18 protein-coding genes and 1 pseudogene are annotated in these 19,158 nt (G+C 66.7%); 12 read left to right on the plus strand and 7 right to left on the minus strand.

Translation table 11 applies throughout. From position 1 onward, the window contains the following. Position 1: 1 nt before the first annotated feature. Positions 2-766 carry an IclR family transcriptional regulator gene (locus tag MP11Mi_RS04900; protein ID WP_420041180.1) on the minus strand — a complete coding sequence of 255 codons (765 nt, stop codon included), beginning with the start codon at positions 764-766 and terminating at the stop codon, positions 2-4. 147 nt (positions 767-913) lie between these two features. On the opposite strand from MP11Mi_RS04900, the gene MP11Mi_RS04905 reads away from it, so the two are divergent. From MP11Mi_RS04905 to MP11Mi_RS04935, 7 genes are all read left to right on the plus strand, one after another. Continuing rightward, entirely contained in the window at positions 914-1,675 is a 762-nt protein-coding gene (locus tag MP11Mi_RS04905; RefSeq protein ID WP_420041181.1) for a CoA transferase subunit A, read from the plus strand. Between the two features lie 5 nt (positions 1,676-1,680). Continuing rightward, on the plus strand, positions 1,681-2,346 hold the full coding sequence (locus MP11Mi_RS04910) for a 3-oxoacid CoA-transferase subunit B (RefSeq protein WP_420041182.1): 666 nt from the start codon (positions 1,681-1,683) through the stop codon (positions 2,344-2,346). Positions 2,347-2,368: 22 nt separating this feature from the next. Further along, a complete protein-coding gene (locus MP11Mi_RS04915; RefSeq protein ID WP_420041183.1) occupies positions 2,369-3,565 on the plus strand; it encodes an acetyl-CoA C-acetyltransferase in 1,197 nt (398 codons plus the stop codon). 493 nt (positions 3,566-4,058) lie between these two features. Further along, positions 4,059-4,469 (plus strand): transcriptional regulator, encoded by a 411-nt coding sequence (locus MP11Mi_RS04920; protein WP_420041184.1) that lies wholly within the window; start codon positions 4,059-4,061, stop codon positions 4,467-4,469. Positions 4,470-4,527: 58 nt separating this feature from the next. After that, complete coding sequence (locus MP11Mi_RS04925; RefSeq protein ID WP_420041185.1) at positions 4,528-5,244, plus strand: hypothetical protein; 717 nt, start codon at positions 4,528-4,530, stop codon at positions 5,242-5,244. Positions 5,245-5,250: 6 nt separating this feature from the next. Continuing rightward, positions 5,251-5,793: an ImmA/IrrE family metallo-endopeptidase gene (locus tag MP11Mi_RS04930; RefSeq protein WP_420041186.1), complete on the plus strand. Its 543-nt coding sequence runs from the start codon at positions 5,251-5,253 to the stop codon at positions 5,791-5,793. Next, entirely contained in the window at positions 5,790-6,749 is a 960-nt protein-coding gene (locus MP11Mi_RS04935) for a hypothetical protein (protein WP_420041187.1), read from the plus strand. The genes MP11Mi_RS04930 and MP11Mi_RS04935 overlap by 4 nt, the downstream gene beginning before the upstream one ends. Here the strand turns inward: MP11Mi_RS04935 and MP11Mi_RS04940 are convergent. After that, positions 6,743-7,489, minus strand: a complete 747-nt coding sequence (locus tag MP11Mi_RS04940; RefSeq protein WP_420041188.1) for an SDR family oxidoreductase — start codon at positions 7,487-7,489, stop codon at positions 6,743-6,745. The two genes, MP11Mi_RS04935 and MP11Mi_RS04940, sit on opposite strands and share 7 nt — an antisense overlap. Before the next feature lie 191 nt (positions 7,490-7,680). Between MP11Mi_RS04940 and MP11Mi_RS04945 the strand changes: the two genes are divergently transcribed. Together MP11Mi_RS04945 and MP11Mi_RS04950 are read left to right on the plus strand one after the other, a co-directional pair. Further along, positions 7,681-9,150 (plus strand): amidase, encoded by a 1,470-nt coding sequence (locus tag MP11Mi_RS04945; protein ID WP_420041189.1) that lies wholly within the window; start codon positions 7,681-7,683, stop codon positions 9,148-9,150. Next, entirely contained in the window at positions 9,147-9,809 is a 663-nt protein-coding gene (locus tag MP11Mi_RS04950) for a GntR family transcriptional regulator (RefSeq protein ID WP_420041190.1), read from the plus strand. The genes MP11Mi_RS04945 and MP11Mi_RS04950 overlap by 4 nt, the downstream gene beginning before the upstream one ends. A gap of 145 nt (positions 9,810-9,954) precedes the next feature. On the opposite strand, the gene MP11Mi_RS04955 is transcribed toward MP11Mi_RS04950, so the two are convergent. Both MP11Mi_RS04955 and MP11Mi_RS04960 read right to left on the minus strand, forming a co-directional pair. Beyond that, positions 9,955-11,418, minus strand: a complete 1,464-nt coding sequence (locus tag MP11Mi_RS04955) for an NAD-dependent succinate-semialdehyde dehydrogenase (protein WP_420041191.1) — start codon at positions 11,416-11,418, stop codon at positions 9,955-9,957. Then, the gene (locus tag MP11Mi_RS04960) at positions 11,415-12,707 is read right to left on the minus strand and encodes an aspartate aminotransferase family protein (RefSeq protein ID WP_420041192.1); all 1,293 of its coding nucleotides are present in this window, start codon (positions 12,705-12,707) and stop codon (positions 11,415-11,417) included. Before MP11Mi_RS04960 ends, MP11Mi_RS04955 begins: the two co-directional genes overlap by 4 nt. A gap of 92 nt (positions 12,708-12,799) precedes the next feature. Here MP11Mi_RS04960 and MP11Mi_RS04965 point away from each other — a divergent pair, with 92 nt between their 5' ends. Continuing rightward, positions 12,800-13,780: a D-2-hydroxyacid dehydrogenase gene (locus tag MP11Mi_RS04965; protein ID WP_420041193.1), complete on the plus strand. Its 981-nt coding sequence runs from the start codon at positions 12,800-12,802 to the stop codon at positions 13,778-13,780. Here MP11Mi_RS04965 and MP11Mi_RS04970 read toward each other — a convergent pair. Next, entirely contained in the window at positions 13,750-14,712 is a 963-nt protein-coding gene (locus tag MP11Mi_RS04970; protein WP_420041194.1) for a LysR substrate-binding domain-containing protein, read from the minus strand. The genes MP11Mi_RS04965 and MP11Mi_RS04970 overlap by 31 nt on opposite strands. Positions 14,713-14,937: 225 nt before the next feature. Between MP11Mi_RS04970 and MP11Mi_RS04975 the strand changes: the two are divergent. Further along, a pseudogene (locus MP11Mi_RS04975) lies at positions 14,938-15,867 on the plus strand (Glu/Leu/Phe/Val dehydrogenase dimerization domain-containing protein); the annotation flags it as partial. A gap of 61 nt (positions 15,868-15,928) precedes the next feature. Here the strand turns inward: MP11Mi_RS04975 and MP11Mi_RS04980 are convergent. After that, the gene (locus MP11Mi_RS04980) at positions 15,929-17,461 is read right to left on the minus strand and encodes a malate:quinone oxidoreductase (protein ID WP_420041195.1); all 1,533 of its coding nucleotides are present in this window, start codon (positions 17,459-17,461) and stop codon (positions 15,929-15,931) included. A gap of 109 nt (positions 17,462-17,570) precedes the next feature. On the opposite strand from MP11Mi_RS04980, the gene MP11Mi_RS04985 reads away from it, so the two are divergent. Further along, the gene (locus MP11Mi_RS04985; protein ID WP_420041196.1) at positions 17,571-18,455 is read left to right on the plus strand and encodes a LysR family transcriptional regulator; all 885 of its coding nucleotides are present in this window, start codon (positions 17,571-17,573) and stop codon (positions 18,453-18,455) included. A 31-nt stretch (positions 18,456-18,486) separates the two neighbouring features. On the opposite strand, the gene MP11Mi_RS04990 is transcribed toward MP11Mi_RS04985, so the two are convergent. Then, complete coding sequence (locus MP11Mi_RS04990; RefSeq protein WP_420041197.1) at positions 18,487-18,894, minus strand: DUF7144 family membrane protein; 408 nt, start codon at positions 18,892-18,894, stop codon at positions 18,487-18,489. Positions 18,895-19,158 lie beyond the last annotated feature (264 nt).

The following is a 19,158-nucleotide window of genomic DNA, read 5'->3' on the forward strand; positions in this document are numbered from 1 at the left end:
GTCACCGCACCCGCTTGGTGAGGTCGTGCGCTGCGCGCAGCAGGGCCTCGCCGAGTTGCGGGCGTCGCGTCGCGGAGAAGCGAGTCTGCACGCCGTTCAAACTGAGGGCCCATTCGGGCCGCCCCGCACGATCGAACACTGCGGCCCCGATTCCCCAACTTCCTTCGACGAGAAGCGCAGGATTCACCGAGTACCCGTGGACTCGGGTCTCAGCGATGCGACCTCGGACTCCCTGCGTCGAATGACCTTCTCCCCACTCGCCCTCCAAGTCGGTCCGTTCGAGATACCGATCGATCTCCGTATCCGGCAGATGCGCGAGCAGTACGAGTCCCGCTGAGGCGATCCCCAACGGCAAGCGTTTGCCCGGATACAGCACGTGCGAACGCAGCGGAAAAGTGCCCTCCTCGGATGCCAGCACGACCGTCTCGTCGCCGCGCCTCGCCGACAGGAACGCGCTCTCACCCGTCGACCTCGCCAGTTCCCGGAGAATGTCGACGGCGGTCGTCGCGATGTCGTATCGACTCGCGGCAATCGATCCCAGGACATACAGCTCCGGCCCGAGCACCCACAGTCCGGTGTCCGGCGTCCTGTCGACGAGCCCCTCCGCCGACAGCGACGTCAACAACCGATGCGCGGTGGCACGCGGCAGCCCCGCAGCTCGCGCGAGCGACGACGTGGTCGCCCCGCCTGCGTTCGGATCACTCAATGCACGCAACAGGGCTGAGACCCGAGAGACGACGTCGCTACCCGCTCGAGAGGTGTCCACTCAGTGGACGCTACCCCATGGCAGTTGCTGCTGATCGAACAATTCCAGGAGAGAATCTCTTACTCCATTGCTAGTCAACACGCATGAATGGTGTCCTTCACTCACCGACCGGCGACGACTGGTCAGTAGACGTAGGAGGGAACGAAGGTGGCAGACAAGTCTGTGGCAGACGCGGCGACAGCCGTCCAAATCATCGGGAACGGCGCCACGATCGCGGTGGGAGGGTTCGGGCTCTGCGGCATCCCCGACTGCCTCATCGAAGCCTTGGGCGCGCACGGCGCGCACGGGCTGGAGCTCATCTCCAACAACTGCGGCGTGGACGGCCAGGGGCTCGGCGTCCTTCTCGAATTGGGCCGCGTACGACGCGTCGTCTCGTCGTATGTCGGCGAGAACAAGGAATTCGCCCGGCAGTACCTATCCGGCGAACTCGAAGTGGAGTTGACGCCGCAGGGCACCCTCGCCGAGAGGCTCCGCGCGGGCGGCGCGGGCATCCCCGCCTTCTACACTCCCGCAGGAGTCGGTACCCCGGTGGCCGACGGTGGTCTCCCGTGGCGTTACGACGCCGACGGCAATGTCCAGGTCGGATCTCCGGCGAAGGAGGTCCGCGAATTCAACGGACGCCGCTACGCGCTCGAGACGGGAATCGTGGCCGACTTCGCACTCGTCCACGCCAGTGTCGGCGACCGTCTCGGCAATCTGGTCTTCGACAAGACCGCGATGAATTTCAACCCGCTCGCCGCGATGGCCGGTCGCGTGACGATCGCTCAGGTGGAGCGACTCGTCGAACCCGGCGAGCTCGATCCCGAACAAATCCACGTGCCTGGCGTGTTCGTGCAGCGCGTCGTGGAAACCGGGCCGCAGGACACCAAGATCGAGAAGCGCACCGTACGCGCACAGACAGGAGCGTGAAGGCGATGACCACCGGGACTGAAGCCACCGAGACCACAACGATCGTCGGCTGGACTCGCGACGAGATGGCCGCTCGCGCTGCCAAAGAATTGGGTGCGGGCCAGTACGTGAACCTTGGCATCGGCCTGCCGACCCTCATCCCCGGCTATCTCGATCCGTCGCTCGGCGTGGTCTTGCACTCGGAGAACGGCATTCTCGGAACCGGCCCTTATCCGACCGACGACGAACTCGACCCGAATCTGATCAATGCGGGCAAGGAGACCGTCACCGTGGAGCCCGGCGCAGCGTTCTTCGACTCGGCACTCTCGTTCGGCATGATCCGCGGCGGCCACATCGACGTCGCAGTCCTCGGCGGCATGCAGGTCTCGCGGACCGGTGACCTCGCGAACTGGATGGTGCCGGGAAAGATGGTCAAGGGCATGGGCGGAGCCATGGACCTCGTCCATGGCGCGAGCCGCGTCATCGTTCTCATGGAACACACCGCACGCGACGGCACGCCGAAGATCCTAAACGAGTGCACGCTTCCGCTGACCGGCGCAGGCGTCGTGAACCGGGTCATCACCGATCTCGGTGTCATCGACCTCGACGGCGGGGCGGCGACCCTCGTCGAGACCGCGCCGGGAGTCACCCGCGACCACGTCGCGGCCAAGACTGGCATCTCACTCGCCTGAGTCCAAACCGGAAGGAGATCACATGACCACCACACGCAGCGACGCCGACACCTCAGTCATCGTCGCCGGAGCACGCACCCCCATCGGCAAGCTGATGGGCTCACTCAGCAGTCTGCCCGCCACCCAACTCGGCGCCGTCGCGATCCGCGGGGCACTCGATCGCAGCGGCGTGGATCCGGCCGCTGTCGACTACGTAATCCTCGGCCAAGTCCTCACCGCAGGCTCCGGCCAGATGCCCGCACGCCAGTCCGCGATCGCCGCGGGCATCGGTTGGAATGTGCCCGCCTTGTCGATCAACAAGATGTGCCTGTCGGGAATCGACGCGATCGCCCTCGCAGACCAATTGATTCGGGCCGGCGAGGTCGACGTCGTCGTCGCGGGCGGCCAGGAATCAATGTCCCAGGCACCGCATCTACTGCGTGGGAGCCGATCCGGATTCAAGTACGGAAGCACCGAACTCGTCGACCACACCGCGTACGACGGTCTGCATGACGTGTTCACCGACCAGCCGATGGGCTCGCTGACCGACGAGCACAACTCCTTCTCGCGGGAAGAGCAGGACGCGGTCGCGGCCCGGAGCCACCAGCGGGCTGCGACCGCACAGGCCCAGGGCCGATTCGCCGATGAGATCGTCCCGGTGATCATCCCGCAGCGCAAGGGCGACGACATCGTCGTGTCCGTCGACGAGGGCGTTCGCGGTTCGACGACGACCGACTCGCTCGCTCGACTGCGCCCGGCATTCGTGCAGGACGGCACGATCACGGCGGGCAACTCGTCGCAGATATCCGACGGCGCCGCGGCCGTCGTGGTGATGCGCAAGAGCAAGGCGCTCGAACTCGGACTCGACTATCTCGCCGAGATAGGGGCGCACGGGAACGTCGCCGGGCCGGACTCGTCGTTGCAGCATCAGCCCGCCAATGCGATTCTCGCGGCGTGCGCGAAGCAGGGCATCGACGTCGCGGACATCGATCTGTTCGAGATCAACGAGGCGTTCGCCGCGGTGGGACTCGCCGCGAGCGCCGAACTCGGAGTCTCCGACGACATCGTGAACATTCACGGCGGAGCCATCTCGATCGGTCATCCGATCGGGGCATCGGGCGCGCGGATCGCACTTCACTTGGCCACCGAACTGCGACGACGCGGCGGCGTGGGCGCGGCGGCGCTATGCGGCGCGGGCGGTCAGGGCGATGCGCTGATTCTGTCGGCGCCGAGCTCGTAGCCGCGAACGCGGCTGACCTGATTGGGCAACTGAACGGGCGAATACACGGCTGAAGCCGCCGATCGCGGATACTCCCCCCTAGGAGTTACCCGCGTTCGGCGGCTTCAACGCTTTCCAAGCGTTTGCCTCGGAATTCCCCGACACCTGCCGGATCGATATTCGATCCCGGCGGCCCTCCGTCGAGGGAATATCCGCTGCACCCATCCCCATGAGCACGTCAGTTACCCTACAGCAAATCAAATGCTACCGCCAGTCGCGGACAGGAACCTATCCGGGCCCCGGGAATTCCCACTGGTGGGCACTATTCGACGCAAAATACGGGCACTGGTGTTACGCGTCCCACTCAGGCGTTGCGTCCGTAATTTCCACCTGGCAACATCAGATTGCTAGTATCAGACAGACAGCAGGGACATCGCGTCGAGATCGACCGACGCGGCATCCTGCGGAGGTCCGGGCCGAACGCCCGATCACCGCACTCGACGGGGGAGGCGCCATGGACGACGGATTCGCAGAACGACTCAACAGATTGTTCGATACGGTGCACCCCCCGGGGCGCAAGCCGCACACGAATGCCGAAGTTGCCGACGCAGTGACTGCCGCGGGCCACAAGCTCTCTAAGCCCTACCTCTCACAGCTTCGTAACGCTCACCGCACCAATCCGTCGCACGAGACAGTCACCGCACTGGCCCGCTTCTTCAAGGTGAAGCCGGACTATTTCTACGACGACGTGTACGCGGCGAAGATCGACCACGACCTGGAACTCCTCTCGCAGTTGCGCGGCGCGAGCCTACGTCGCCTGTCGAGCCGAGCATTCGATCTGTCCGTGGAGTCCCAGGAGATGTTGACCGCGATGGCCGAGAAGCTCCGGCGCGGCGAAGGACTTCCCGAAAACCCGCTTGAATGATTGAGCTCGCCGTCTCGTATCCTCAAGGCTGAGGAGTAGTTGGAGAAGTGTGATGCAGGTGGAATTCTCGCGTGTCGTGCGCCCGATGGGCGTCGCCGCACTCGTAGTGGGCGCACTGTTCGTCGCCCCGGGATCAGCGCTCGCCTGGCCCGGCCACCATCACCATTGCCACCACCACTCCGCGTGCGGAGACGACGACACCTCCGACGCTCCCGCACCGCCACCGACCACGTCGTCGACGACGTCAACTCCGTCCACGACCCCGGAACCTCCGACGTCGACGACGACGCACAAACCGAAACCCGCGCCGACCACCTCCCCGGGCGGGCGCGACCCGGGCACCATCTACCAGGACCTCCCCGGCACCACTGACGAGAACTCGTCGGCGAACAACCCGACGATCCGCGTGCCGAAGCACACCGCGACACCGCCTACGCCGACTCGCGGCTCCGCGGGAGCCGAGTCGACCGCCACGAAGCGTTCCCCGACCACCAAGCGCACCACGCCTGCCACGAAGCCGAAGCCCTCCTCGACGACCACCTCGTCGAAGGCCCTGCCCGCACAGCCGGCCTCTGACCCGAACCCGCCCGCTCAGACCGAGGCGCTTCCGGCTCCGACGGACGTGACCGCCGGCCAGTACGCTGCGGCGGGCGGCGGAGTCGGCGGCATGATCGTGATCGCGGGCGCCGCAGGCCTGATGACCCATCGAAGTGCCCGCGCGGGCCGGACTCGGTTGAACGCCGCGCGCGCCGAGTTCCTGTCGCCTCCCAAGTGATGCCGCGTGTCTAACCCCGTCGAATCGGCCCGAATCTCGCACCGCTCGCACCGCCGTGTCCACGCCGCGGTCGACGCGGTGCTCGACGTCGCCGCCCAGAAGCAGGCCGGATCATTGGACGACATCGTCCGCGCTGTCGGCGAAAGCCGCCAACGCCCGATCTCCGTCGCCGTCGACGACCTCGCCCCTGGGGTGTGGGGCCAGCGTCGCGACTACCCCGATCGCGACGTCATCGTATTGGCCCGCGCCCTCCCCAGTGAGGCTCGAACGCTGGCACACGAACTCGGGCACATCGTGTTCTCGCACACCGGCACCGTCGCCGACGAGTCGACCGTTGAAGCCGAGGACGACCTGATCGCCTACATGCTCGGGCTGTCCGAATCCGACGACTCGGAGACGGAAAAGGAAGAGACAATCACCGCCGAAGAGCTCGAACTGCAGGAGTGGGAGGCCGAAGCGTTCGCCGCACGGCTGCTGCAACGCTTGCGCCAGCTTCACCGCAACCGGTCGCTGCGCCCGATGCTCCGCTACGACGAGGCCCTCGGATGACCTCGCTCACCTGGGTGATCGCGGCGTTGTGCGCTGCCGCCGTCGGCGCCCGCATCGGGCGGCTCACCGTCCGCCCTCCGTCGTTGGCGCGCACGTCCGTCGCCGTCGCGGCGATCGGCGTTGCCCTCGCCGCAGCGATTCGGACACCGACCGTCTCGAAGATCCTCGACCCGTTCGGCGACGACGTCGCGGTGCTGACGTTCGTCGGCTGCTGGGTGGTGGTCCTGACGGCGACGACGTTGATCGGCGCCGCCGCGCTGCCGCGGATGACGCAGAAGGCCCTCCACACCACCACGATCATCACAGTCGCGGCGGCCGCGGCCGATCTCATCGCGATGAGCGTGACCGGTAAAGCCGTCGTCGGAACGGTATTCGTCGTGGCGGCAGGCATCATCGCCCTGATCAACGGGCTCCGGTACATCGCCTGGCACGCGTTGGGGCGCGCGATCGCCTACTTCTTGACCGGGATCACGGTCGTCACCGTCGTTCTGGCGCTTGACCTGCGCAGCCCGGACCCGGAGAACGGCTGGTGGGCCGCCGCGATCATCATCATCAGCTTCGCGTGCTCGTCGGTGATGTTGGCGTCGTGGTTCGTCGCACGTCGAGACCTGCGCCGCACTCACCGCCTGTGGGATGCGCTGGCCACCGCCCACCCGGAGGTCGCGACCGGCGACTACCAGTCAGCGACTCCAGTCTTGGCCGCCAACGACCGCGTCTCACAGATCCTCGACGGCCTCTACCTACATGCGGGCGCGGGCCTGATCACGCCTGGTGACGAACCCGATCACGGGACGCCGCGCATTCGCGCCCGCCAGATCGCGACGTGGCTGCACGAGACCGAGGTGACCCCGATCGACCCGGACAAGTTGACGACACCGGACGAACTGTCGGATCGCCGTTGGGTGCAGTTGATTGCCCGCGAGTACGAGAAAGCACAACCCGCCCGCGTTCAGTGAAGCAGGACGCCGCCGTCGACGGTGAGCGTCTGTCCGGTCATCCAGCCTGCGTCGTCGGACAGCAGGAAGGCGACGACCGAACCGATGTCGTCCGGCACACCGAGCCGCTTGAGCGGATAGGCGGATGCGACCTCTTCTTCGCGGCCTTCGTACAGCGCCGTGGCGAACCGTGTTTTGACGACGGCGGGCGCGACGGCGTTGACCCGGATGTTCGGGCCGAGTTCCTCCGCAAGCGACGAGGTGAGGTCAATGACAGCGGCCTTCGACACCCCGTAGAACGCGATGCCCGGAGCAGGGTGGATGCCTGCGATAGATGCGACGTTGACGACGGCGCCGCCGTGCTCCTGCTGCCACGCGCCATACACCTTCTGCGTCCACTGCAGGGTGGAGACGACGTTGACGTCGAGGATCTTCCGCGCCGCGCCGGCGTCGATGTCCATGAGCGGACCGAACACCGGGTTGATGCCGGTGTTGTTGACGAAGAAGTCAGCGCTGCCGAATGTCTCGATCGCTTTCGCTACGGTCTCGTCCTGATGATCGGAGTCGTCGGCCGATCCCGCGACAGCCAGCGCGTGGTCGGGCCCGCCGAGTTCGGTGACCGCTTCGTCGAGCGCATCCTGCTTCCGCGCGGTGATGACGACCTTCGCGCCGTCGGTGACGAGACGGCGGGCGATTCCCAGTCCAATGCCTCGGCTCGCGCCCGTGACGATGGCGGTCTTTCCGGCGAAACGTGCGGTCATGCGACTCTCCTGAGGTAGTGGACACCAAATTGAAAAAAATAAGCGATTGCTTACTTTGTATCGCCGCGCTGTCGAGTCGTCAAGGCTGTGGGCGCACGGCGCTTCCGACGCCCCGAAACACTGGCGAAGCCCGACGATCTGTGTAGGATTGTCAACAATCAGTCGATTACCATCGAAGGGCGGCCACGCTCATGGATTCCCGCGACATCTGCGCACTCTCCGCACTGGAACTGACCGACGCCTACCGTGTCGGCACGTTGTCCCCCGTCGAGGCGACCGATGCGGTCCTCGACGCGATCGATCGAATCGACGGCAGCCTGTCGGCGTTCTGTGTCGTCGACCCGGACGGCGCGCGTGCATCGGCGAGGGATGCGCAGCAGCGATACCGTGACGGCCGCACACTAGGACCGTTAGACGGTGTCCCGACGTCTATCAAGGACGTATTCCTCACCGCAGGACACCCCACGTATCGAGGTTCGACACTGATTGCGGATGCCGACGACGGCTCCGCGCCGACCGTCGACGCTCCAGTCACCGCGGCCACTGTCGAGGCGGGCTGCGTGATTGTCGGCAAGACGACGACCCCGGAGTTCGCTTGGAAAGGAGTCACCGACTCACTGCTCGTGGGCGTGACCCGCAATCCGTACGACCCCGACCTGACGCCCGGCGGGTCGAGCGGCGGATCGGCGGCGGCCGTCGCCGCCGGGCTCGGCCCGCTGTCGACCGGCACCGACGCGGGCGGGTCCGTACGCATCCCCGCTGCATTCACCGGAACTGTCGCCCTGAAACCGACGTACGGTGTGATTTCGATGTTCCCGTCAAGCCCGTTCGGCACCCTTGCACACGCCGGGCCGATGACCCGCACGGTCACTGACACGGCCGCGTTCATGGATGAATTGATCCGCCCCGACTCCCGCGACTGGTCGGCGGTCCCCCGCTCGGCGACCTGCCCCGACGGCGACGGCTTCCTTGCCGCGGCGCTCGACGGGCGACAGTCCGACAAACCGTTGAACGGAGTGCGCGTCGCCTACAGCCGGAATCTCGGCTTCGGCGTCAACGATCCCGACGTCGAACGCGAAGTGGATGCCGCGGTCGACGCGCTGGCCGACCTCGGGGCACGTGTCGACGATATCGACCTCGGGCTCAGCGATCCCGTCGACGCCTTCCACGTCTTGTGGTTTGCGGGAGCCGCGGCAGTCGTCAAGCCGTTCGGCGACGGCGCTATCGACCGGATCGACCCGACGCTGCGCGAGGCGTTGACCAGGTACCACGACTTCACCGCGCAGGACTACCTGGACGCTGTCGCCGAACGGATGGCGTTGGGGGTCAGACTCGGCGCCGTCCACCACACGTACGACGTCCTGGTGACCCCGACGACCCCGATCCCGGCGTTCGCGGCGGGCGCTGACGTGCCGCCCGGCTGGCACAGCCCCGATTGGACCTCGTGGACCCCGTACACCTACCTTTTCAACATGACTCAGCAGCCGGCACTGTCGGTTCCGTGTGGAATGACGGACACCGGTCTCCCGGTGGGGATCCAGATCGTCGGCGCACGATTCGCCGACCGGACTGTGGTGCGGACCGGTGCCGCGCTCGAGACCCGCCTCGGCGGCCGGACTGCACGCCCCCGAGTCCACGCCTGCAGTCCGGCGCTCGCGTGACCGACCGGCTCTCGGGGTCGCTGGCTCCTGTCGTGCAGGAGTCGACGCCCGCACTGATCGCGCGGTCGCTGCGGCGCGCCATCGCGGCAGGCGACTTCCCGCCGGGCGGTCAGCTCGGCGAGGCCTCGCTGGCCACCCAGTTGGGCGTGAGTCGAGGTCCGCTCCGCGAGGCCATGCAGCGACTCACCCAGGAGGGTCTGCTCGTATCGCGCCGCAACCGCGGACTGTTCGTGCCGGAACTGACACCCGACGCGGTCTCGGACATGTATCTGCTGCGTACCACCATCGAACGCGCGGCGATCGAACGCATTCTCGCGGCCGGCGACGGCCCGGCGTGCGCGGACCGACTCGACATCGCCGTCGCCTCGATGGTCGCTCGCGCAGGTCGGCCCGACTCTCCGGAAATGGTCGACGCCGACCTCGACTTCCACCATGAGCTCGTCGAAGCCGCCGGGTCGCCACGCCTGTCCCGAGTCCACGAGACCGTTATCGTCGAGACCAGTATGTGTCTGCGCGCGACGGCGCCGACCTACGGCGCTGGGGAGGATCGGGCCGCCGAACACCGAGCCCTCGCCGACGCGATCCGGGCCGTGGATCTCGCGCGGGCGACGGCTCTGCTCGACGAGCACATGCGCGATGGGCTCGCCCGTCTCCAGTAGCCCGCTCCGGTGTGCATATCGCACCGAATCGTGGCTGAGTGCAGCGGTTGGCCGCGTAACGGACGACGCTCCACGCGCGTTGCGTCCACGTCATCGGCCCGGTATGGCTCGCATACGCAAGTACGTGACGGCCGGCGCGAGCCGGTCACTTCACCGGAATAGCGACGTACTTGGTCTCCAGGAATTCGTCGATCCCGGTCAGTCCGCCCTCACGGCCGAGCCCCGACTGCTTCACGCCGCCGAACGGCGCGGCCGGATTCGAGACCAGGCCGGTGTTGAATCCGACCATCCCCGATTCGAGGCGTTCGGCGATGGAGAGCCCTCGGTCGACAGACTCGGTCATCACGTAGGCGACGAGGCCGAACTCGGTGTCGTTCGCCGCGGCGACGGCCTCGTCGTCGGTGTCGAAGGGGACGATCGCGGCGACCGGGCCGAAGATCTCAGTGCCCATGAGGTCGGCGTCCCGTGCGACATCGGCGAGGACCGTCGGCTGATAGAAGTGGCCGACGCCCTCTATGCGTCGGCCGCCACACATCACCGTCGCTCCTCGTGCGACAGCGTCGGCGACTAGGTGGTCGACCTTGTCGACCGCCTTCGCTTCGACGAGCGGACCTATCTCGGTCCCGGCTACTGCACCGTCGCCGACGGTGAGAGCCGACATCCGTTCGGTGAGTTCGGTGACGAACGGGCCGACCACGCTGCGATGCACCAGGATTCGATTCGCCGCCGTGCACGCCTGGCCCATGTTCCGGGTCTTGGCGACCATCGCCGCGTCGACCGCGGTGGCCAAGTCGGCGTCGTCGCACACGATGAACGGGGCGTTGCCGCCCAACTCCATGGAGGTACGGAGGACGCCGCGTGCGCACTGCTCCAACAGGAGCTTCCCGACTTGTGTGGAACCGGTGAACGACAGCTTCCGTGCCTGCCCGGAGTCGATCCAGGTGGATACCACGTCGCCCGGCGACGTCGTGCACACCACTGATAGCACTCCGTCGGGAAGTCCGGCCTCCGCCAGCAGGTCGACGGCGTACAGGGACGTCAGCGGAGTCAGTTCGGCGGGCTTGTAGACCATGGTGCATCCTGCGGCGATCGCCGGACCGATCTTGCGGGAGACCATCGCGAGCGGGAAGTTCCACGGGGTGATGAGGATCGACGGGCCGACAGGCTCGGCGGTGATGATGAACCGCGACTTCCCGTCGGGGCTGCGTCGCGCGTCGCCGCGGATCCGGACCGCTTCTTCGGAATACCACCGGAAGAACTCGGCGGCGTACGCGACTTCACCGCGGGCTTCGGCTAGTGGCTTGCCCATCTCGGCGGTCATCAGCGAGGCCAGTTCGTCGGTCCGCTCGATGACGAGTTCGTATGCGCGACGAAGGATCTCCGAGCGCTGTCGCGCGGGAACCGCCGCCCAGTCGCGCTGGTGAGCCGCGGCGGAAGCGATGGCAGCCCTCGCATCTGCGGAACCCCCGTCGGCCAGGGTCGCGATCGTCTCACCGGTCGCCGGGTTCTCGACAGTGAACGTGGCACCAGATGCGGCTCGATGCCATTCGCCGTCTCGGTAGACCCCCGACCCCAGCGTCGCGACGATGTCGTCGACGGAGCGGGTCATGACTGCACTCCCACCGCTCGTCGCACTGCTCGACCGAATCTCTGCACGCCCGTATCGATCTCGTCGGCGGTGACGACCAACGGCGGGATGATCCGGACGACCGACCCGGTCGGTCCGCACGTCAGTGTCAGCAGATCCTCGTCGATGCACGACTGCTGGACGATGCCTGCTAGCCGCGCTGCCTCGACCGAATCGGGTCCGCCCGCCGGAGCGGTCGGATCGCCGAACTCGACGGCAACCATCAACCCGGTCCCCCGCACGTCGCATATTTCCCGTACCCCGATGAGGTCGGCGCGCAATCCGGCGAGCAATTGCTCACCGCGCACCCGAGAGTTCTCGACGAGGCCCTCTCGTTCGATCACGCCGAGCGTCGCGACTCCCGCCGCGGCGGCGACGGCGTTCCCACCGTAGGTCCCCCCTTGCGACCCTGGCCACGCCTTCGCCATTATCTCCTCGGGTGCGGCGATCGCAGAGATCGGAAAACCCGAGGCGATGCCCTTAGCGGTGATCAGGATGTCGGGGACGAAACCGTCGGTGTGCTGATGTCCCCAGAACTTCCCTGTCCGGCCAACCCCGGCCTGTACTTCGTCGAGGATCATCAACGCCCCGTGGGCGCGCGCCCGGTCGGCCAACCCGGAGAGGAAGGCCGGTGGCACCGCGAGGTAGCCGCCGTCGCCGAGGAACGGCTCGACGAGGACCGCCGCGACCTCGCTCGGGTGGACGCGGGTGGCGAGGAGGAAGTCGAATTCGGCGAGTGCGTAGGCTACGGCCTCGTCCGCGGACATCTGCAGGCGAAGCGCGTCAGGAAAAGGAGTCGTCACCACTCCGGACATGAGTGGGCCGAAGCCAGCCGAGAACTTGGTGCCCGCTGTCGTCAGTGACGCCGCGGCCACTGTGCGTCCGTGGAATCCGCGTTGCACCGTGACGATGTATTGACGTCCGGTCGCCATGCGCGCCAACCGAACTGACGCCTCTACGGCCTCCGATCCGGAGTTCGCGTAGAACACCGAGTCGATACCGTCGGGCAGATGGTCGCCGAGACGCTCGGTCAGTTCGAGCAGCGGCTGGTGCATGACCGTGGTGTACTGCGCGTGGATGATCTTCGCGCACTGTGCCTGCGCCGCGGCAACGACGTCGGGGTGACAGTGTCCGGTGCTCGTCACACCGATACCGGTGGTGAAGTCCAGGTAGTCGCGACCGTCGATGCCGTGAATCCACGACCCCGACGCGCTCTCGACCACAACCGGAGTCGCCTGCTTGAGTACTGGGGAGAGGGATGCGCTGCTCATGAGGCCAGTGTGTGCCGCACCCCGCCGATTGTCAACGGTAGGATTGTAGACAATCTTGTTGCGTTCGGCCCCGCCGACGTTAGGGTGTAGACATGCGAGCACCGACCGTCATCCTGTTGACCGCCGACGGCGTCGCCGCGCCCGCCGATCTCGACGCGATCGCACAACTTGCCCGGGTCCGAACCGCGACCGCTTCAACGCTCGCCGACGAGTTGCCAGGTGCCGACGTCCTTCTCGTGTGGGACATCTTCTCCGATGCCCTCGCGGACGCCTGGCACGCCGCCGACGCTCTGCGATGGGTCCACGTCGCTGCCGCGGGCGTCGACAGGGTCCTGTTCGACGACCTCCGCGACTCGGATGTCCTAGTCACCAACGCGCGCGGCGTCTTCGACGGCCCGATCGCCGAATACGTCCTGGCATGCGTCCTCGCGCACGACAAGCAGTTACACCTGACGCAGGACTTCCAGAGCCGTCGCGAATGGCGCCACCGGGAGACGACGCGGGTCGCGGGACGACGGGCCCTGATCGTCGGGACCGGCGGCATCGGACGCGCGATCGCGCGGATGCTGCGCGCCGTCGGGCTCGACGTGCACGGCGCGGGCCGCACTCCGCGTGAGGACGACCCCGATTTCGGGGTCGTCGTCGACTCCGCTCGCCTCGCCGACCATCTGCCCGATGTCGACCACCTCGTCATGGTCGCGCCTCTTACCGATGCGACGCGTGAGATGCTCGGTGCCCGAGAGCTGGCCGCTCTCCCCGACGGGGCACACGTGATCAACGTCGGACGCGGCGCCCTAGTCGACCAATCGGCGTTGACCGGGGAGATCGCCGCGGGCCGCATCGACGCCCACCTCGACGTGCTCAACACCGAACCACTTCCTGACGACGACCCGTTGTGGGCCCTGCCCGGCGCTCACCTCAGCCCGCACATGTCGGGCGACGTCGTCGGCTGGCGCGATGAGCTGTCCGCTCAGTTCCTCGACCATCTGCGTGTCTATCGAGACGGCGACCTGCCGGGGCCAGCCGTCGACAAGCATCGCGGCTATGTCTCGGGCACACCGGTCTCGGGCTGATTGGTCCCTGGCTGATCGGTCCCGGGCCGACGCAATCCGGCATCGCGAGCGGCATCTGCCATAGCGTCGACGAACCGGCGCACCGGCCAGCGATTCTCGTCCCGCACGCGGTAGGCCACCGACAGGTTGCGTTCGAAGGTATCGGCGAGCGGCGTCAGCTCGACGCCGGCCGGAGCCGTCCGCGCCGCCAGGTCGGACACTAGGGTCACGCCGAGGCCGGCCGCGGCGAGCGCCATGGCCGTCGGCTGCTCGCCGACGACGTGTCGGACCTCTGGTTCGAACCCCGCATTGCGACAAGCGATCCGGACCGCGCGTCCGAAGTGCGACCGCGCATCCGAGAGGATCCACGGATCCGAAGCGATCGACGCGAGCTCCACTGGTTCCGGGCCGAGAGCACCGGCTCGAGCTGCCACGTGGATCTGTTCGACGGCGATCAGTCGTCGCTTGAGCGTAGGAGTGCGCGGCATCGCGTAGTTCGAGTAGTCGATGACGAACGAGACGTCCAACGAACCGTCTCGGACCGCGTCCGACCCGGCTTCGGGCATCAATTCCACCGAGTGCACGACGATTCCGGGCGACCGCTCCGCGAGCAGCGACAGCCCGGCCGGCAGTAGACCCGTCGCGACCGACGCCCATACCCCGGCGTGCAGCGTCGCCCCCGAACCGTCCCGCAACGATTCGATGGCGGTGCCTGCGCTGTCGACGGCGTCGAGGATCTGGTCCGCGTGGTCGGCGAGGAGCTCACCCGCTTCGGTCAGCGTGATGCGGCGGCCGTGCCGCGCGAAGAGGTCGGCTCCGGCCTCGCGTTCGAGGAGCGACAGCTGTTGAGACACGGTGGACGTGGAGTAGTGGAGGGCTTCGGCGACCGCTCGGACAGTTCCGCGGCGCCGCAGCTCCCGGAGAAGTTTCAGGCGATGCAGCGTGACCTCCATGCCTCCAGGGTAAGTGGGGTGGTGATCGGTTAAAGCGAACGGTCGTGTTCACAAACAGCACGTGGACGTATCCGCAGGTCAGGGCCCATCCTGGAGACACACCCGCAAGGAGGCTAGACGATGACACTCACACCGATCGAACGGCCGGGAACGGTCCCCGCAGTTTCGGAGACACCGGCCGCCCGAATGAAGACCACAACCCGCAGGCGTTCGCCCTACCTGCGGATGGAGTGGATCGACGCCGAGACCGGTGCCGTCGGGTGGCTGGTCGTCGACTCCCTGATTCAGGGCATGGCGACGGGCGGCACCCGGATGCGCGCGGGCTGCACTGTCGACGAGGTCGCAGACCTCGCGTACGGCATGTCGAACAAGACGGCCGCGTTCGACCTGCCGGTGGGCGGAGCCAAGGGCGGCATCGACTTCGATCCGAAGGATCCGCGGGCCGTCGACGTGCTCACCCGCTTCTGTGACGCGATGCGTCCGTACCTCGACCGCCACTGGGTGACGGCCGAGGATCTCGGCGTGACGCAGGACCTCATCGACACCGTGTTCGCGCGGCTGGGCATGGCGCAGTCGTATCACGCGGCGATCGCACGTTCGGCAGATCCGGCAGCGACCACCGCGCGCGTGATGGCCGGCCTTCATGCGCACGCGCCCGGTGGAGCGCTCGGCGACGTGATCGGCGGATACGGTGTGGCACGCGCAGTTGTGGCTGCGGCCCTTGCGACCGGTCGCCAGACACGCGATACGACAGTTGCGATCCAGGGTGTCGGAACGATGGGCGGCGCCGCCGCGTTCTACCTCCACCAGGCAGGCGCTCGGGTCGTCGCACTCGCGGATGCCGCGGGAACCCTGTACGACCCCGACGGCCTCGACGTCCCGACTCTGCTGGACACGCGGAACCGTTTCGGCGAGATGGACCGCGACCACATCCCGGCGTCGGTTCAACGACTCACCCGCGCCGCTGTCCTGTCCACCACGTGTGACGTCCTGGTTCCTGCCGCGGTTTCGTACGCGATCACTGCCGCCAACAGTGCGGCGGTTGATGCGGCGATCGTCGTCGAAGCGGCGAACGCACCGACAACGATCGACGCCGAATTGGATCTGACCGCACGCGGTATCGCCGTCGTGCCGGACTTCATCGCCAACGCGGGCGCCGTCGCCTGGGCGTGGTGGCTTCTCCTCGGCCGGGTGGGCGACGACTACCGCGACTCGTTCACCCTGCTCGACGCCCAGATGACGTCGAAGGTGACGGCGCTGATCGCGGGGTGGCAGCGGTCGGACGGCCCGATCCGCTGGACCGCGGACGTGTCGGCGATGGTCCGGAATCCGGAGCCGCTTGTCGTTCCGTGAACAGGTCGTCGGCGGGCTCGGCGAATGCGGCGTCCAGCGTCGCGGCGGTCTCGGCCGGGAACGTGCGGCGGACGAGGTCGGCCATAATCGACACCGCGGTCGACGCGCCCGGCGAGGCTCCGAGCAGTCCGGCGATCGTCCCGGAGCCGTCGATGACCAGTTCGGTCCCTTGTTGAAGGTCGCCGACCCGGCTCGGATGCGGTGTGACCAGTTGTGCGCGCTGACCGCCCGAGACCAGTTCCCACTCGTCGAACTCGGCGTTCGGCCAGAAACGTCGCAGCGCGGCGAACTTGCGTTTCGGTCGCGCGGCGAGCTGCCCGACCAGGTATCGGACGAGGTCGAGGTTGTGGAGCATCGCCGCGCCGATTACGTGCACGTTGTGCCAGCGCAGCGTGGTGAAGAAGTCGGTGAGCGACCCCTTCTTCAGTAGTTTGGTGCTGAACGTCGCGTACGGCCCGAACATCAGGTAGCCGCGGCCGTCGACGAATCGTCGGTCAAGGTGCGGCACGGACATCGGCGGCGCACCGAGCTCCGCCTGTCCGTACACCTTCACGTCGTGTCGGGCGACGGCGTCCGCATTGTCGGTGCGGAAGAACGCCGCGCCGACCGGTAGCACCGCGTAGCCGCGGATCTCCGGGACCTTCGCCTTCTGCAGGAGGCGAAGTGCAAAGCCGCCCGCACCTACGAACACCTGCTGGGCGTCGACGGCGAAGCGCCGACCGTCGGACGTGGTTCCGCGCACCGTCCAACCACTGTCCGGTCTGCGATGCAATCGGCGCACGTCGTATCCGGTGCGGACCTGACCGCCCCGTTCGACGACGACGTCGAGCAGTGCTTTCGTGAGCGCACCGAAGTCGACGTCTGTGCCGCGCGCCTGTCGCGTTGCGGCGATCGGTTCGCCCGACTCACGCCCGTCCATGATCAGCGGTGTCCACTGTGCGATCACCGCTGGGTCGTCGGTGAACTCCATCGTGCCGAACGCCGGATCCGCCGATAGCGTCCGATGGCGGGTACGCAGGTAGTCGACACCTTCTTCACCGAACACGACATTCAGATGCGGAGCTTGATGGATGAACCGCGTCGGGTCTACGAGTCCTTCCCGCGCCAGGTGCGCCCACCATTGCAGGCTCTGCCCGTACTGCCGGGCGATCTCGGCGGGCTTCGCGCCGTCGGTCGGGTCGGGCATGTAGTTGAGTTCGCAGAAGCCCGAATGCCCAGTGCCCGCGTTGTTCCACGGTCCGCTGCTCTCGCCGGCCAGCTCGTCGGATCGCTCCAAGACGACGATCCGGAGCGTCGGATCACCCACCGCCAGCATCGACCCTAGCGTCGCCGACATGATCCCGCCGCCGATCAACACCACGTCGGCCTGCTCAGTCGAGTCCCATGTGCCTTCCATAATCGCCTCCCGAATTGTGCTGCAACCAGTCGAGCAACTTCTCGCCTTTCTACTTTCGCCCACCCCAATCAATCCGTCCAATGACGTCTGTCGTCATTACAATCCGAATATGGATCAATGGAGTGTGGAGTTGGCCCCTCAGTTGCGAGCGCTCACGGCGCTCGCCGATTGCGACGGGTACATGACTGGTGCAGCCAATACGCTCGGCATTCCGCAGTCGTCGATGAGTCGACGCGTACACGCGTTGGAGCAGATCCTCCGAATCCCGCTGGTCGCGCGGGACGGCCGGGCGGTGAGACTGACACCTGCGGCTCGACGACTCGCCGAGACTGTCCGCGGGCCGCTCGCGGAGTTGGAGGCCGCCGTCGCCTGCGTGACCGACGACGCCGACCCCGAGCACGGAACCGTCCGCTTCGGGTTCCCACTCACCATGGGACACGGAATCGTTCCCGATCTGCTCGCCGCGTTCAACCGTGCGCACCCCGGCATCAGCTTGCAGTTGAAGCAAGCGCACGGCGCCGAACTCGCCGACGATCTACGGCGCGGCGACCTCGACTTGGCGCTGACGATCCCTCCGCCGGACGGGCTTCCGCACGTCGTCGTCGCGACGCAGGAGATTTGCGCGACCGTCCCGATCGACCACCGCCTCGCCACGCGGTCGCGTATCGCACTCGGCGATTTGGCGGGCGAGCGATTCATCGCCAACCCGGCAACCTACAACCTCCGACAATTGACCGAGAGATGGTGCAGAGCCGCGGGCTTCGACCCGGACATCATGGTGGAGATCACCGAGTTCGCGACCGTCCGCGAGTTTGTCGGGCGCGGACTCGGCGTCGCACTGCTGCCCCGCACCGACCGACTGCTGGATGGAACGGCGCAGGTCCAGCTAGTCGGTGAGTATCACCGAGCCGTTGGGCTCTCGTCAGCGACGTCGCGACTGAATCCCGCCGCGCGAGAATTGTCCGACTTCATCAGTAAACGGACGAGCGGCTGAGCAATGCGCACAGTCGAGCATGCGGACGTCGCTAGTCTGTGCGCCAGGTGGTGACGGCCCAGATCACAATCAAGTCGAGAGCGATGACCAATATCGACCACCACGGGTAGTACGGCAGCCACAAGAAGTTCGCCACGATCGAGATCCCGGCGATGATGATTGCCGCGACCCGAGCCCAGGTGGCTCCGACCATCATTCCGACTGCGATGAGGATGCCCACCGCGCCGACGATCAGGTGAATCCAGCCCCAACCAGTGATGTTGAGAGAATACGTATACTCCGGCCCGACGACGAACAGTTCGTCGTTCAGTACAGCCGACAGTCCCTGAAGGAAGGCCAGCAGGCCCGCGACGAATAGCAGGATCGCGGCGGCGAACGTGGTCGTTCCCGATACGCCTTGTCGAACGGGGTGCGCGCCCCCATTGTCTACCGATGTCATGATCAGACTCCCTCTCGATCGATTGACCTCAATAGTCGCCCATCGATGTGCGGTTCGGAGGGTATTTCACGGAGTTTGCCAGGAAAGCCCGTGCGGCAGCTCTCGCTGCACAGTCCCGAGCGGCGCGGGTGTTGATCTATCAGATCAACCACGACCAGACGATCGATTTCGTCGCATGCGGTCAGCTACACGCCGCACGGATGAAATCCGCGTGTAACACTCCCCCGCTCTGCGGCGATGGACCGGGATCAGTACCGTAGTCGC

Source organism: Gordonia abscondita (genome assembly GCF_032711245.1).
GTDB lineage: Bacteria > Actinomycetota > Actinomycetes > Mycobacteriales > Mycobacteriaceae > Gordonia.